General features: G+C 60.1%; 13 protein-coding genes. 3 read left to right on the top strand and 10 right to left on the bottom strand.

The window, feature by feature from the left end; translation table 11 throughout:
- Positions 1-642: a UvrY/SirA/GacA family response regulator transcription factor gene (uvrY, locus tag BB029_RS30790; protein WP_003190387.1), complete on the bottom strand. Its 642-nt coding sequence runs from the start codon at positions 640-642 to the stop codon at positions 1-3.
- A 151-nt stretch (positions 643-793) separates the two neighbouring features.
- Positions 794-1,159, bottom strand: coding sequence for a helix-turn-helix domain-containing protein (locus BB029_RS30785; RefSeq protein ID WP_065942157.1), 366 nt, complete (start codon positions 1,157-1,159; stop codon positions 794-796).
- A gap of 81 nt (positions 1,160-1,240) precedes the next feature.
- Here BB029_RS30785 and BB029_RS30780 point away from each other — a divergent pair, with 81 nt between their 5' ends.
- Positions 1,241-1,480: a DNA-binding protein gene (locus tag BB029_RS30780; RefSeq protein WP_065942156.1), complete on the top strand. Its 240-nt coding sequence runs from the start codon at positions 1,241-1,243 to the stop codon at positions 1,478-1,480.
- Between the two features lie 35 nt (positions 1,481-1,515).
- Here BB029_RS30780 and BB029_RS30775 read toward each other — a convergent pair whose 3' ends face one another.
- Positions 1,516-1,947 carry a GNAT family N-acetyltransferase gene (locus BB029_RS30775; protein WP_065942155.1) on the bottom strand — a complete coding sequence of 144 codons (432 nt, stop codon included), beginning with the start codon at positions 1,945-1,947 and terminating at the stop codon, positions 1,516-1,518.
- Positions 1,947-2,696: a carbon-nitrogen hydrolase family protein gene (locus BB029_RS30770; protein ID WP_065942154.1), complete on the bottom strand. Its 750-nt coding sequence runs from the start codon at positions 2,694-2,696 to the stop codon at positions 1,947-1,949. The genes BB029_RS30775 and BB029_RS30770 overlap by 1 nt, the downstream gene beginning before the upstream one ends.
- A gap of 624 nt (positions 2,697-3,320) precedes the next feature.
- Between BB029_RS30770 and BB029_RS30765 the strand changes: the two genes are divergently transcribed.
- Positions 3,321-4,385, top strand: coding sequence for a 3-deoxy-7-phosphoheptulonate synthase (locus tag BB029_RS30765; RefSeq protein ID WP_027603201.1), 1,065 nt, complete (start codon positions 3,321-3,323; stop codon positions 4,383-4,385).
- 171 nt (positions 4,386-4,556) lie between these two features.
- Positions 4,557-5,375, top strand: coding sequence for a 2,5-didehydrogluconate reductase DkgB (gene dkgB / locus BB029_RS30760; protein WP_065942153.1), 819 nt, complete (start codon positions 4,557-4,559; stop codon positions 5,373-5,375).
- Here dkgB and BB029_RS30755 read toward each other — a convergent pair.
- The 6 genes from BB029_RS30755 to BB029_RS30730 all read right to left on the bottom strand — a co-directional run bounded on the left by BB029_RS30755 (position 5,372) and on the right by BB029_RS30730 (position 14,729).
- A complete protein-coding gene (locus tag BB029_RS30755) occupies positions 5,372-5,794 on the bottom strand; it encodes a chemotaxis protein CheY (protein ID WP_065926224.1) in 423 nt (140 codons plus the stop codon). The two genes, dkgB and BB029_RS30755, sit on opposite strands and share 4 nt — an antisense overlap.
- A gap of 134 nt (positions 5,795-5,928) precedes the next feature.
- A complete protein-coding gene (locus BB029_RS30750; protein ID WP_065942152.1) occupies positions 5,929-9,543 on the bottom strand; it encodes a transporter substrate-binding domain-containing protein in 3,615 nt (1,204 codons plus the stop codon).
- Between the two features lies 1 nt (position 9,544).
- Positions 9,545-10,174 carry a response regulator transcription factor gene (locus tag BB029_RS30745; protein WP_065942151.1) on the bottom strand — a complete coding sequence of 210 codons (630 nt, stop codon included), beginning with the start codon at positions 10,172-10,174 and terminating at the stop codon, positions 9,545-9,547.
- A gap of 269 nt (positions 10,175-10,443) precedes the next feature.
- Positions 10,444-11,160, bottom strand: a complete 717-nt coding sequence (locus BB029_RS30740) for an MgtC/SapB family protein (protein ID WP_065942150.1) — start codon at positions 11,158-11,160, stop codon at positions 10,444-10,446.
- Between the two features lie 16 nt (positions 11,161-11,176).
- Entirely contained in the window at positions 11,177-13,882 is a 2,706-nt protein-coding gene (gene mgtA, locus BB029_RS30735) for a magnesium-translocating P-type ATPase (protein WP_065942149.1), read from the bottom strand.
- Positions 13,883-14,384: 502 nt separating this feature from the next.
- Complete coding sequence (locus tag BB029_RS30730) at positions 14,385-14,729, bottom strand: FKBP-type peptidyl-prolyl cis-trans isomerase (RefSeq protein WP_065942148.1); 345 nt, start codon at positions 14,727-14,729, stop codon at positions 14,385-14,387.
- Positions 14,730-15,141: the final 412 nt, after the last annotated feature.

Raw genomic sequence — 15,141 nt, 5'->3', positions numbered from 1 at the left:
TCAGGCGCTGGCGTCCACCATGCCGTGGCGCACCGCGAGCAGGGTCAATTCAACATCACTGCTGATGGCGAGCTTCTCGAAGATGCGATATCGGTAGGTGTTGACGGTCTTGGGCGACAGGCACAGCTTGTCGGAGATCGTCTGTACCTTCTGGCAACCGACGATCATCAGGGCAATCTGGATTTCCCGCTCCGACAGCGCATCAAACGGCGAGTCGCTGGTGGGCTGGAAGGACTTGATGGCCAATTGCTGGGCGATCTGCGGACTGATATAGCGCTGGCCGGCAAACACCAGGCGAATGGCCTGGACCATTTCCGCCAGGCCCGCACCTTTGGTGAGGTAACCGGCAGCGCCAGCCTGCAGCAGGCGTGTCGGAAACGGGTCTTCCTCGCACACAGTCACCACCACGACCTTGATGTCCGGATGGCTGCGCAGCAATTTGGTCGTCGCGCCAAGACCGCCGATGCCAGGCATCTTGACGTCCATCAACACCACATCGGGTTTCAACTCCCGGGCCTTGATCAGGGATTCCTCGCCTGACTCGGCCTGACCGACTACTTGCAGGCCATCGATGTCAGCCAGCATTCGTGTAATGCCTGTACGAACGAGATCATGGTCATCGACTACTAGCACCCTAATCAAGCAGACACCTCGCGAAATGGTCTTATAGGTTGCTGAACACCTTAGCAAAAAACCAAGGCACAGACCTAATAGCACGCGTCATATAGAGAGAGATTGATTGAGCGACAGCCATCCGCCGGGCGGCGGATGGCTCAATTTGCTGGGCGAAGGGTCAGGAATCCTGGGGCTGGGGCTTGGGTTTTCCATTCATCGCAATCGAGTGCTCGGCCAACGTCGAGGTCAGGCGACGGATCGCAGCCTGGTCTTCCTTGAGCATCGCGCGATAGTCCCCGAGGACTTTCTCTTCGATCTGGCTCAGATTTTCCAATTGAATCGGCGTGGCTGCGCCGGTCAACACGTAAAGTACATCCACGCCTCTTTGGGCGACACGAGACAGGTAATCCGCTTTAGGCGCACGCCCTCCACTTTCATATTTACCTTGTGCGTTGGCTTCAACGCCGCCGATTTCACCAAACACTTTTTGCGACAGGCCAAGTCGCTCCCTTTCTTGCCGTAAACGCGAACCGATTCCACTCATTTGGATGTATGATCCTATTTGGCACACCCCAAGAGGTGACACATTCATCTCTTATTAAACAAACTTGAACGGTTTTGAACTATGCCCGGAATCCGTACCGCTGCACAAGCCAAGGCCTGGCTGGAACATCAAGGAAAGTCAGTTCAAGCGTTCGCCCGTGAACATGGCGTAGATCCGGCAACCACCTATCAAGTGCTCGCTGGGCGCAAAAAGGGACGGCGTGGGGAAGCCCATAAGGTAGCGGTCCTTTTGGGCATGAAAGAAGGGATCATCCTTGCTGAGACGGGAGACCTGAACAACGATCAGGAAATCGGCTCCTGAGGCCAGTATGCGCTTATAAGGAGTGGGTGCACGTTTTAGCTTGAGCGACAAACACGCTCCATACGCCAGAAGCAGTCTTCTTCACCTACGATGCTGAGCCCCATGCGCTGATAGAGCCTCCTGGCCGGGTTGGTCTTGAATACGGTCAAACGCAACAGTCCCAACGATTGCGCCTTGAGCGCCATCTGTTCCAACACCCAGCCACCCGCGCCCAACCCGCGATACGCCTCGAGCAGATGCAACTCGCGAATATAAAGGGCCCGGCTATCGCGGCTCAGGCTGATAAAACCCAAGACCCTGTCGTCCCGGCAAATCAGCCAGTTTTCCCGACCGGCCCAGGCCGTATCAAAGCCTTCGTTGGACCACCACAATCCGTACTGCACGTAGTAGCGGGCCATGGCCTCGTGGGTCAACTTCCGCGCAAAGGGCAGGTCCTGGTCCGTTGCAGCGCGCAGGTGAAAAGCCATTAGAGAGCCATCACGTGGCTGACCCAACCCCCGCCATCGCGACGGGCAATCAGCAACGCATCCCCCACGCCAGGTACAGCAGCAAGCAAAGTGCCATTGGCGGCCCAGATCGCACTGCGACCGGCGCAGGCCCAGCCACCCGACGGGCCGCCATGATTGGCCATCAACACCAGCAGGCCATGTTCAGCGGCATAGCCTTGAAGCAGCGCACTGTCCGTGGCGTACCCCCCCTCACTGATCAACACCCCGGCGGCATACACCGTGGCGCCCGCTCGCGCCGCGGCACGGGGATGGCTGGCCTGGGAAAAATCTGCGCACACCGCCAGCGCAATCCGCTCATTCCCTCGCTCAAGGACCGCACCGCCCTGCCCTGGGACAAACACAGCCTCTTCGCCGGCATGCAGATGCTGCTTGGTGTAGACCGCCAGGGAGCCATCCGCTCCCAGCACCAACGCACCGATCAGCACGCCCGCCTCTGGCGTCAGTCGGATCGGCATTCCCACCACCGCCGTCAGTCGCAGCTCACGCGCCATCTCGCGCAGGGGCGCCAGCACCTTGTCCCCCGGCGCAATCGCCAATTCAGCGGCCAGCGACGGCTCATACCCCGTCAACGACAACTCGGGGAACACCAGTAATTGCACACCTTGTTCCGCCGCCGTGCGCATAAATGCGAGGTGCCGTTCAATATTGGCTGGGACATCGCCCGCGATGGAAATGGATTGAGCAGCAGCAAGGGTGAAGGCAGTCATGGTCGCGTCCAAGCAATCAGTATCAAAGTGCAAACAGCATATCGGCACTCCCCCCATAGTCGTAAGTCCCCCACCGCAATAGAAATTACTGATTGAATCTGCCTGCGTGCCTCGAGTAAGCTCCCTCCATACATTTGGAGACACACCATGTTGCAACTCACCCACACTCAGGTTTGCCCTGCTGCCAGCGCCCAGCGCTCGGTGTCGGCTACCCGTGTGAACGGTTCGAGCACACTGGTCAGCTTTTATTTTGGGTATTGGTTTAGCCACTGGCGCGCCTGATACCTGAAATCGGCGCCCACTTACCAAGGGGTCGCCTACCAGAGAAATCTAACCCCCGGTCGGCTCCCCGACCGGGGGTTTTGTTTTTTCAGGTCTCCATAAACCTTTCAACTTGATCAAGAACACTTAAGGGAATCACGACATGAACTACGCCACCTATTACCGCTACGACTTGTGCACTGCGTGGCGATTTAGCCAGCTCCGCTCGGGACAGCCTGCCGCCTCCGATCGGTCACCTATCGGTGGCAAACCAACACACATCGCCGATACGGCGAATTGTCGAACACCCCAGTAGGCCGAGCGCGCGGGAATAGCCCGCCGCTTGCCCAGGAAACCTTGAATATGAACTCCTCCGTCGCCGCTCTGCCCCTCTCTGCCTTGAACAGTGCCAATGAAGCCCTGACCCAGCGCCTGCCCAGCTCACTTGAGCTCAAGCACCAGTTGCCCCTCAGCCCGTTCCTCAACGAACAGATCCACGCCCACCGCCAAGCCGTGCGCGCCATCCTCAATGGCGAAGATTCACGCTTGCTGGTCATTGTCGGTCCGTGCTCGATCCATGACCCGGAATCGGCCATGGAATACGCCCGCAACCTTAAGAAGCTGGCCCTCGACGTCGGCGACCAGATGCTGCTGGTGATCCGCGCCTACGTCGAAAAACCCCGCACGACGATCGGCTGGAAAGGCCTGGCCTACGACCCTCGCCTGGATGGCAGCGATGACATGGCCGCCGGCCTGACCCTGTCCCGCGAGCTGATGCGCGAAATGCTGCGCCTGGGCCTGCCGGTCGCCACCGAGTTGCTGCAACCCATGGCCGCCGGTTACTTCGATGACCTGCTCAGTTGGGTGGCGATTGGCGCGCGTACCACCGAGTCGCAGATCCACCGCGAGATGGCCAGCGGCCTGGGCATGCCCGTGGGTTTCAAGAACGGCACCGATGGCGGCGTCGCGATTGCCTGTGACGCCATGCGCTCGGCGTCCCACCCGCACCGCCACTTCGGCGTCGACAGCCAAGGCCATCCGGCGATCATCCAGACCCCGGGCAACCCCGACACCCACCTGGTGCTGCGCGGCGGGCATCACGGGCCGAACTACGATGTGCAGAGCGTGGCGCGGGTAAGACACGACCTGGCCAAGTCCAAGGTCACCCCGCGGATCATGGTCGACTGCAGCCATGCCAACAGCAACAAGGACCCGCTGCGCCAACCGGCCGTGTTCAACGATGTGCTGGAGCAACGCTTGCAGGGCGATACCTCGCTGATCGGCATGATGCTCGAAAGCCATTTGTTCGAAGGCTGCCAGCCATTGAGCCCATCGATGAAATACGGGGTGTCGGTGACCGATGGCTGCCTGGGCTGGACCGCCACCGAGCAGTTGCTGCGTGCGGCTGCCGAGCGCCTGCGCGCTTAAGGCTGATCGATCGAGGCGCTGCTGCCGCAGGTACAGCGCCTCATGAGAACCTGCGGCACACAGGCCATTCGTGACGTGCAGGCAAGAGTCCTTTTCGGCGTCGACGGTGTTTCCGAAGCAACGACGAGGGGATACTCAACGTCATTGCCTACGGCCCTATTGGAGTTACCGATGTCTACCCTCACGCCAAAAGTCCCTGCCTTCGGCCTCGGCACCTTTCGCCTGCAAGGCCAGGTGGTGATCGATTCCGTCAGCACCGGCCTGGAACTGGGCTACCGTGTCATCGACACCGCGCAGATCTACGAAAATGAAGCAGACGTTGGCCGGGCCATCGCCGCCAGCGGCATCCCGCGGGACGAGCTGTTTATCACCAGCAAGATCTGGATCGCCAATCTTGCTGAAGGCCGGCTGATCCCAAGCCTCAAGGAAAGCCTGCGCAAGCTCGAGACCGATTACCTGGACCTGACCCTGATCCACTGGCCATCGCCGGAAGACCAGGTGCCCGTCACCGAATTCATGGAGCAGTTGCTGGAAGCCAAACGCCTGGGCCTGACACGCCAGATCGGTGTTTCCAACTTCACCATCGCCCTGATGAAGCAGGCCATCGCAGCCGTGGGTACCGAGCACATCGCCACCAACCAGATCGAATTGCACCCTTATCTGCAAAACCGACAGGTTGTGGATTTCGCCACCGCCAACGGTATCCAGATCACCTCATACATGACCCTGGCCTACGGTGAAGTAGTCAAGGATCCGGTGATCCAGCAGATCGCCGAGCGCCATCAGGCCACCCCGGCGCAAGTGACCTTGGCCTGGGCCATGCAATTGGGCTATGCGGTCATCCCGTCCTCAACTAAGCGTGCCAACCTGCAAAGCAACCTCAAGGCCCTGCAACTGACCTTGAGCGCTGCTGACATGGCGCACATTGCCGGGCTGGAACGGGGCCAGCGCTTGACCAGCCCCAAGGGCATCGCGCCGAAGTGGGACTAAACCCCCGCCACCGGTGTGCGGGATAACTCGCGCAGCCATGGCAACACCCGCAGGCCGGCAGTGGCCTCGGGTGGGTCGATGATGTCCATGAAGTGTTCGAGATTGACGTTGTCCGGCACACCGGGCAGCCGCACCAGCACCGCCGGCGTTACACCGGGATGCGCGCCCACATCCAGGTGATCGTAGACCAATACATGGCGCACCTGGGGCTGGGGCCCACAGGCCTGGGCCGTCAGCCCCGCATTGATGATCAGCACGTCGAAAGGTTCGGCCGGGATAGCCGTGAGTATCTGGACTTCCTCGAAGGTTTGTACCGGCACGATCCGGTGGTACCCCAACTGATTGAGCATTTTTTCGATGTACAACCGTTGCAGGTGCTGTTCATCGGCAATCAGGATGGTCAGTGCTTTGTTCGGCATGGCAAACCCCTGGGCAGGCAGCGCTCGTCAGTGAGCGAGACCCATTTTCCAGACATATACCGAAGACAAAATCAGGCATGTTCCCCCTTCGCGTAGGAGTTCTCCCAAATCAACCGAATGGCCAGCTCCCGCAGTCAAGCCTGATTGCCATACCGGCCCAGGCTGTGATGCAACTGTTCGATGGCCGAAGCTACCGCCCCTACCGCAGCGTCCGATGCATCGCTGTCATGCCGCTCACACACGCTTTCCAATGTCTCGCAGCACGTGATCAACACCTGAGCCTTGACCATGCGCGCGCCCCCTTTAACGCGGTGAGCCAAGTCATGGAGCTTGGCGAAATCAGCCGGCGATTTCAGGGACGGCAACAGCGCACGGTCTTCCTCGAGGCTCTTGAGCAACGGCATCAGCAGCTCGTTGAGAGCATCCTTATCACCCTGCGTCAGCATGATCAGTGAACTTAAATCAAACGCCACTTCCACTTCATCCGTTAGCGCGCCAGCGGTCCGTGATGCCAGGGCCAGGCGCAAGTCCTCAAGCCCGGTCGGCTTGAACAGGCAACCGTCCATGCCTGCTTGCCGGCAGCGTTCGGCTTCCTGCGACAAGGCATTAGCGGTGAACCCGAGGATCAGGCACGGCGCCAGCCCACGCTGGCGTTCCTGTGCGCGAATATCACGCGCCAACGCATAACCGTCCTTGAAGGGCATATTGCAATCGGTGATCACGCCGTCAAAATGCCCGGCCTGCCACAGTGACAATCCTTGGGCGCCGTCCTCGGCCAAGGTGATGCGATGCCCCAGGAAAATCAGCTGTCGCGCCAGCAACAAGCGGTTGGCCGGGTAGTCATCCACCACCAGGATATTCAACCCGCGCGCTGGCGGAATGTGCGGGACCGGGACACTGACCGGCGCCGCCGTTGTCAGCGCCAGCGTCAATGTCACATCCACCCGCGTGCCCTTGCCCAGCACACTGCTCAAGTGCAATTGACCGCCCATCATCTCGCATAGGTTACGACTGATCACCAACCCCAGGCCCGATCCGCTTCGCGCCGGCTGTTCGTTGTTGCTGCCCTGGATAAAGGGGTTGAACAAACGCTGCTGATCTTCGGCACTGATGCCAATACCCGTGTCCTCCACCCACAACCGCAGGTGCAACTGGTCGTCGGCCAACACCGGTGCCCCCTGGGCGCCCAGGCGCACCTGGCCCGAGGCGGTGAACTTGATCGCGTTACCCAACACATTGGACACCACCTGCTTGAAGCGCAGCGGGTCAACCAGCACCGGCCGGTCGATCAACGGGTCGAGCTCCACCTGCAGCACCAGGCCCTTGTCCCGCGCCAGCCCCTCGAACACCCGCGCCACTGAGGCCAGCAGTTCGTACAGATTGGCCGGCTCCAGGCTCAGGGACAGGTGGCCGGATTCGATTCGCGCAATGTCGAGAATATCGCCGATCAACTCCAGCATGCTCCGGGACGCCACCGACGCAACCTCCAACGCATCGCGGTCAGCCACGCCCTGCTCGGCGTTCTTCAGGGCCAGTTCGATCATGCCGATCACCGCATTCATGGGCGTGCGAATCTCATGGCTCATGGTCGCCAGGAAAGTGGTCTTGGCACGGTTTGCAGTGTCGGCCTCCTCCTTGGCCACCTGCAACTGCCCCAGCAAGCGCTGGCGCTCGCTGACATCCACCCAGCCGGCGATCATGCCCACGACACTGCCATTGCTGTCACGGTACGGGAGCATCCATTGGTAGATGGTCAACACCTGGCCGCCGGGCACCTTGAGCACACGGTCATGAACCTGCGGCTCGCCCAACTCCATCAAACGCAAATAATCGGCATGGAACGACTGGGCCTGGGGCGCGTTACCCGTGTCGGTTTCCACCACGGTCTTACCGATGACGTCTTCCAACTTGAAGCCGAACACATCCAGGTAGGCGTTATTGCAGGCCATCAGGCGGCCCAGGCGATCGCGCACATAGATCGGGTGCGGCGTGCCGTCGATCAACACACTCATGAACCGCATCTGGTCGCTCAACGCACGCTCGGCCTGGGCGCGCTTGCGAATCAGGCTGCGCAGGTAGAACGCCCATCCCAGCGTGACCAGCAGCAGCAGCGCAGCCAAGCCAAACCCCTGGAGGATGATGTTGCGGTGACGTGTCCAGTAGTTGTCTTCGATGATGATCTCGCTGCGCCAATGGTTGGTCAGCTCGTCCATTTCTTCTGGCGTAATGCTCAACAACGCCTTGTCGAGGATCGAGTACAGCTCCAGTTGGCTGCGGTTTACACCAAAGGTAATGCGCGCAGGTTCACTCCCTACGGTGCTGGTGATGCGCAGCCGTTTGCGGTAATTGCGGGCGATCATGTAGCGCGCGCTCATCAGTGAAACCGCAGTCGCATCGACACTGCCGTTGACCACCAATTCCATGGCCTGCTCGGGGTTCTCCACCTCGACAAACCCGATGCCTGGGTAGTCCCGGCTGATTTGCGCGGCCAGGCTGTTGCCGCGAAGAACCGCCAGGCGCTTACCGGTCATATCTTCCAGGGTAACCAGATGCTCGTCGTCGGTGCGCACCACCAAGACATAGGGACTGGACAGATAAGGTCGGGTAAAACGGATCTTTTCAGACCGTTCGACACTCGGCGTGACGACCGCCAGCATGTCCACGCGACCGGCACTGGCCTGTTCAATTTGCCGAGGCAGCGAACTGCCCCGCTCCACATCAAACTTCAAACCTGTGCGCAAACTGATGCGCGACAGCACCTCGGCGCTCAACCCTTCGAATTGCGCTTGTTCGTTGAAAAAAGACAACGGCACGAACTTGTCGAGCACCGCCACTTTCACCCGCGGATGCTTCTCCAGCCAGCGCTGTTCACTTGCGCTCAAGCGCAGTTGCTCCGCCTCCAGGAATCCGCTGCCACCGGCACTCCAACGGCGCAGGATTTCCATTTGCTCACTGGCCGTAACGGCAGCCAGCGCGGTGTTGATGATACCCAACAGGCGGGTATTGTCCTTGGCGAATGCGAACCCGAAAGGGTTGACCTCCAATGCGGAAAAATCCGCCATACGCACATTATTAAGGTAGTTCTTGTTGATCAGATAGCGGGTGCTGATGGCGTCACCCAGGTACACATCCGCCTGGCCGAACGCAACGGCACCTAGCGCTTCGAAGGTCGAGGCAAACAGGAGCAATTGCGCATCGGGGTAAAAGGCCTGGACGGCCTCAGGCTGCATGTAGTGGTAAAGCATCGCCAGGCGCTTGCCTGAAAGGTCAGCCCTCAGCGCCTGGTTTTCTCCCGCACGCGTCACCAATGCGGGTTGGTCGTTGGCGTAGGATCGGGACAGCACCAACTCCGGGTCGGCCGCCTCGAACCCGTTGGCCGACCCCACGAAATCCACTGCGCCCGCCTTGAGCGCGTCGATCACCTCATCGCGGGTGTCGTAGCGCTTCACGTCGATGGTGATATTCAGCGCCTGGGCAACCAGTGCCGCAAAATCGGCCGTGATGCCTTCAAGCTCCTGGTTGTTACTCAGGTCAAAGGGCGCGTAGTCGGGCGCCGACACCCCCATCGTGAGTGTGCGGCGCTCGCGCAACCAGCGCCAGTCGGCTTCGTCCAACACCAGGGAAGAGTTTTCAAGGGTGGAGTGGCCCAGAAGTTTCAGATCGTGCGGTTCCTCCAGGGCCATCACCGCCCACGGCAACAGCCCCATCAGCAGGATGGCCGCACGTTTCACACGCCGGGAGGTGACCATTTCAGATCAGATGATTGCGCTGGGCGAACTTGGACAGATGCACCACCGACGACATACGCAACTTCTCCTTGAGCCGCGTCTTGTAGGTACTGATAGTCTTGTGGCTCAACAGCATGTCGTCGGCAATATCCTTGTTGCCCAGGCCCAGCGCCAGCTTTTGCAGGACGGTCAATTCGCGATCTGATAGCGCATCCACCAACTCCTGCTCGGTCGATTGCAGGTCGTCGCGACGCACCGAACTGGTGGGCAGGCTGGGGAAGCAACTGTAGCCGGACCTGATCGCCCTGATCGCCTTTTGCAGCTCATCCAGCTCACCGGTCTTGGCGACAAACCCCATCGCCCCGGCGCGCATGCAGCGAGTGGAAAAAAACACCGCCAGATACGAGGTCAGCACCAGGATCCTGCAGGGCAACTCCAGTGCCTTGATCCGGCTGATCACCTCCAACCCACCGAGCTTGGGCATCGCCAGGTCGAGAATGACCAGGTCCGGACGTTCTTCACGAGCAATCTGCATGGCGTCAGCGCCGTTCCCCGCTTCGTAGATGGTATCGAAGCCTTCCTGCTTCAACAGATACTTCACGGTGGCGCGTATAAAAGGGTGATCATCCACGATTAAAGCTTTGTTGCTCATAAGACTCCCCTGGGAAGATCAGTACGCTTACATATCACGCGAGACCCCACTACCTGTGAAAAGTAACAGTTCCGACAAGCGGCACTGATTACTCTGTACAACACCTCAGGCACTACAGGCCCCTCCTTTTGCAAAACACGATAAACATGTGCAGCCACGCCTTGATTCCTGAACAGGCGCAAGCGCGCAACCTTAGCAACCGCGTGCTTTTTCCAATGAAGGGATAATCTCGACTAAATGTAGGACTTTTCCTCAGAATCTTCCAAAGGCTACTCGGTGGTGCTGGGGCTCCAGAACGCCTGTACCACCAGGGTCGACCGGGAAATTCGCGCCACCAGGGCGTCCAACTCGTCACCGTCTACCGAGGTCACCGCCAGTGTGGCTTCGATTTCAACCTCCTCGGCGCCGAACGGTCGTACATCGACATCGCTGGCAGGGTAGTTACAGCGCGCCAGTTCAGCTTCCAGCAACGCCAATACCGCGGTTTGCTGGGTACGCCGGGCAATCACATAGAGGATGTTGGTAACCTCCGCCGACACCACATCCAGGGGTTGGCGGTTGATGTTATTGACGATGGGCCGCAGCAGGGTATTGGCCGCCAGCACAAACAGCGTGCCCAGCAACGCTTCGAGGACCAGGTCGGCACCGGCGCACGCCCCCACCGCCGCCGACGCCCAGAGCGTGGCGGCGGTGTTGAGACCGCGCACATTGCCTTCTTCACGCATGATCACACCGGCCCCCAGAAAGCCGATGCCCGACACCACATACGCCACCACCCGCACGGCGCCTTCCGCACCGCCGAGGCGGTTGGCCATGTCAACGAAAATCGCCGCGCCCACCGCCACCAGTACGTTGGTGCGCAGGCCCGCCGTGCGTTGGCGGTACTGGCGCTCGAAGCCGATCAAGCCACCGAGGATAAAGGCAGCGGTGAGGCTGACCAGTGTATCGATCAGGGAGTTGAGGTTGATGTTGTCGATTGCTTGCATGGGAAACCGTCCCTGTTCATTGCCAGCCAAACTTACGGATGTAGTAGCCCTTCACCGCCTGGGTCAGCGCCATGTACGCCAGCAGGATCACCGGCAGGAACACAAAGTACAGCGACGGCAGCGCCTGCAATTTGAAGTAATGCGCCAGCGGCCCCATCGGCAGGAAGATCCCCACAGCCATGATCACAGCGGTCATCACCATCAACGGCAGCGCCGCGCGGCTTTGCAGGAACGGGATTTTCGGGGTGCGGATCATGTGCACGATCAGCGTCTGGGTCAGCAGCCCTACCACGAACCAGCCGGACTGGAACAGCGTCTGGTGGTCAGGGGTGTTGGCATCGAAGACGTACCACATGAGTGCGAACGTGGTGATGTCGAAAATCGAACTGATCGGCCCGAAAAACAGCATGAAGCGCCCCACATCCCCTGGCTGCCAGCGTTGTGGTTTGGCGAGCATTTCCTCGTCGACGTGATCGAACGGGATCGCGATCTGCGAGATGTCATACAGGAGGTTTTGCACCAGCAGGTGCATCGGCAGCATCGGCAGGAACGGGATAAACGCACTGGCCACCAGCACCGAGAACACGTTGCCGAAGTTGGAACTGGCGGTCATCTTGATGTACTTGAGCATATTGGCGAAGGTGCGCCGGCCCTCCAGCACGCCCTCCTCCAGGATCATCAGGCTCTTTTCCAGCAGGATGATGTCGGCGGCTTCCTTGGCGATATCCACCGCGCTGTCCACCGAAATCCCGATATCCGCCGTCCGCAGCGCCGGTGCGTCATTTATACCGTCGCCCATAAAGCCCACCACATGCCCGTTCGCCTTGAGCAGGCGCACGATGCGTTCCTTGTGGCTGGGCGTCAGGCGGGCGAACACATTGGTGGTTTCCACGGCCTTGGCCAACTGGGCGTCGGTCATGTCCTCGATGTCGTTGCCCATCAAAAGGCCCTGTTGCTCCAGACCCACTTCACGGCAGATTTTAGCGGTGACCAGCTCGTTGTCGCCGGTCAGCACTTTGACCGCCACACCATGGGCTTTCAGCGCCTTGAGAGCGGGCGCAGTGCTTTCCTTGGGCGGGTCGAGGAACGCGACGTAGCCGATCAGCGTGAGGTTGTTTTCATCCGCCAGGCTGTAAGTGTCGCGCCCCGGGGCCATCGGTTGCGCAGCCACGGCCACCACCCGCAGGCCTTCTTCGTTGAACGCGGCAGTGACCTGGCGAATGCGCGCCAGCAGCTCGTTGGTCAGCGCTTCGTTGACATCACCATGACGCACGCTGTTGCACACCGAGAGGATCTCCTCCACCGCACCTTTGCAGATCAGCAGATGCGGCCGGCCCTGCTCGGCCACCACCACCGACATGCGGCGGCGGTTGAAGTCGAAAGGGATTTCATCCACCTTCTGGAACGCGGTGCCGACCTTCAGTTCGCGATGCACCTCCACGTGCTCCAGCACCGCCACGTCCAACAGGTTTTTCAGGCCGGTCTGGTAGTAGCTGTTGAGGTAAGCCATCTCCAGCACATCGTCAGACTCTTCGCCCCACACGTCCACATGACGCGCCAGGAAAATCCGGTCCTGGGTCAGGGTGCCGGTCTTGTCGGTGCACAGCACATCCATCGCGCCAAAGTTCTGGATCGCATCCAGGCGCTTGACGATGACCTTCTTGCGCGACAGGAACACCGCGCCCTTGGCAAGGGTGGACGTGACAATCATCGGCAGCATTTCCGGGGTCAGGCCCACGGCAATCGACAGCGCGAACAGCAGCGCTTCGGTCCAGTCGCCCTTGGTGAAACCGTTGATGAACAACACCAGCGGCGCCATCACGAACATAAAGCGGATCAGCAACCAGCTGACCTTGTTGACGCCGTGCTGGAACGAGGTGGTCGCACGGTCGGTGGCCGTCACGCGTTGAGCCAGCGCACCGAAATAGGTGCTGTTGCCGGTGGTCAGAATCACCGCCGTCGCGGCGCCGGACACCACGTTGGTGCCCATGAACAGGATGTTCTCCAGGTCCAGCGGGTTGCGGGTGTTGGTGTCGTGCTGCTGGGCGAACTTCTCCACCGGCATCGATTCACCGGTCATCGCCGCCTGGCTGACGAACAGGTCCTTGGCGCTGAGCACGCGGCAGTCGGCGGGGATCATGTCCCCGGCCGAGAGCACGATCAGGTCGCCTGGCACCAACTGCTTGATGGGCAATTCGACGCGTTTGGCATCATCGCGGCGCAGCACCGTGGCGGTGTTGCTCACCATGGCTTTCAAGGCATCGGCGGCCTTGTTGGACTTGGCCTCCTGCCAGAAGCGCAGCAGGGTCGAGAGCACCACCATGGAGAAAATCACCGTGGCGGCCTTCATGTCTTCGGTCAGCCAGGAGATCACCGCCAGCAAGGTCAGCAGCAGGTTGAACGGGTTCTTGTAGCAATGCCACAGGTGCACCCACCACGGCAGCGGCTGCTCGTGCTCGACTTCATTGAGGCCGTATTGCACGCGCAGGGCATCGGCTTCCAGGCTGCTCAAGCCCTCGGTATGGCTGCCCAACGTACCGAGCAATTGCACGGCACTGCTGTTGGCCGCGACCACCAGGGTCTGCGCCAGGGTGGGCGGCACTTCGCGGCTGACGCTGGCATCGGTGACGGTTTCGAGCATCGCCAGGCGGCGGAAATGCCGGGCGATATGCCGGGTCCGCAGGAAGCCGGCGAAGAACTCTTTCAACAGAGTGAGGTTCATGGTGTGTTACTCCTGCGCGAGGAAAAACCGTCGAGCAGGTACTGCCTGTCCCACCGCGCCCTTTCATAGGCACAGTCAGCCCGGCCCGCCCGCCGTAAAAGACAGGCGCGTCCGTAGCATCCCGAGGTTAACCGGGTGCTGGTCAGCGTCGATGAGAGGGATCGCACAGGGGCCAGGACTGGCCGCTGTCGGGATGCCGCTTCTCGCTAGGTGGCGAGACAACGGCATCGAAAAAATGCGCGTTATCTTGCCAAGTATGTGCCGGTTACCGAGACCGGCCGACAACTGTCACTCGAACAAGTACCCACTGAGGGTCTCCGCTATTGATGAAAACGCGCGAAGCTTACGCCCCGATTTAAGGAGAGTAAACCGTAGGAAAGTTTCCATATGGTGAATAAGAAGATTCTTCAGGGAGGGTTCAGGAACCCCTATCCTGAAGCCGCCGATGCTTGAATGTGAGGCGGCAGCTGCGTACGAGGTGGTGGGCCAGGTTTTTGCGAAGTTAATCGTCCCGCGTCAGCACTTCCAACAACTCAATCTCAAAGCGCAGATTGCTGTTGGGCTTGATATGCGCGCCCATCGACCGTTCGCCATAGGCCAGGTGCGCCGGCACAAACAACCTGCGCACCCCGCCGACCTGCATGCCCATCAAACCCTGGTCCCAGCCCTTGATCACCCGCCCGGTGCCGATCACACACTGGAACGGCTTGCCCCGCTCCCAGGACGAATCGAAGACCGTACCGTCTTCCAGGGTGCCGGTGTACTGGGTGGTGATCAGTGCGCCCTTGACCACGGCTTTACCGGTGCCTGGGCGGATGTCGGTGATCTGGAGTTCGTCGGGGCTCATGGGGTTCTCGTTGAAGGCGTAAAGGCTGGGGTTTTCCCAGAATCGGTGGGGTTTGGCAAGTGCAGGAACAGTCGCTGCCGTGACATTTCCCTTTAACTTGCAGGACGTTTCCGAGAGAATCCCAAGCGCTTGCGCCGCTCAAATCACGTGGCTAGTCTTCGGCGGTCACTGCCAATTCAGTGACCGGGTTTAGCAGCCCGCCGATATGACTAGGCGCAAAGCGCCACCTTTTGCAGGGCGCTTTTTTTCGGCCCGTGTTTCATGGTGGCCGTGCGCAGGGCACCTTCGGGTGCACCGGGTTCCTAGTCACCGGTCTGCTAACCTGCGCATGGCCGCCACCCCAAATCGTTTAGCAGCGATGGTGTCGGCTCCTACTGACTAGAGGAGCTTCAAAATGGACAAACTCGTCCCC

The sequence above is a fragment of the Pseudomonas sp. S3E12 genome, assembly GCF_001702295.1.
GTDB lineage: Bacteria > Pseudomonadota > Gammaproteobacteria > Pseudomonadales > Pseudomonadaceae > Aquipseudomonas > Aquipseudomonas marginalis.
The sequence above is the reverse complement of the archived record's forward strand: the minus strand, read 5'-3'. Positions and strand labels throughout refer to the sequence as shown.

Coding starts and splice junctions, on each gene's coding strand:
- BB029_RS30750 (WP_065942152.1), bottom strand. CDS start 9,543: ATGGTCACCTCCCGGCGTGTGAAACGTGCGGCCATCCTGCTGATGGGG.
- BB029_RS30755 (WP_065926224.1), bottom strand. CDS start 5,794: ATGCCGAACAAAGCACTGACCATCCTGATTGCCGATGAACAGCACCTG.
- BB029_RS30745 (WP_065942151.1), bottom strand. CDS start 10,174: ATGAGCAACAAAGCTTTAATCGTGGATGATCACCCTTTTATACGCGCC.
- BB029_RS30765 (WP_027603201.1), top strand. CDS start 3,321: ATGAACTCCTCCGTCGCCGCTCTGCCCCTCTCTGCCTTGAACAGTGCC.
- BB029_RS30770 (WP_065942154.1), bottom strand. CDS start 2,696: ATGACTGCCTTCACCCTTGCTGCTGCTCAATCCATTTCCATCGCGGGC.
- BB029_RS30740 (WP_065942150.1), bottom strand. CDS start 11,160: ATGCAAGCAATCGACAACATCAACCTCAACTCCCTGATCGATACACTG.
- BB029_RS30785 (WP_065942157.1), bottom strand. CDS start 1,159: ATGAGTGGAATCGGTTCGCGTTTACGGCAAGAAAGGGAGCGACTTGGC.
- BB029_RS30775 (WP_065942155.1), bottom strand. CDS start 1,947: ATGGCTTTTCACCTGCGCGCTGCAACGGACCAGGACCTGCCCTTTGCG.
- BB029_RS30730 (WP_065942148.1), bottom strand. CDS start 14,729: ATGAGCCCCGACGAACTCCAGATCACCGACATCCGCCCAGGCACCGGT.
- BB029_RS30780 (WP_065942156.1), top strand. CDS start 1,241: ATGCCCGGAATCCGTACCGCTGCACAAGCCAAGGCCTGGCTGGAACAT.
- mgtA (WP_065942149.1), bottom strand. CDS start 13,882: ATGAACCTCACTCTGTTGAAAGAGTTCTTCGCCGGCTTCCTGCGGACC.
- dkgB (WP_065942153.1), top strand. CDS start 4,557: ATGTCTACCCTCACGCCAAAAGTCCCTGCCTTCGGCCTCGGCACCTTT.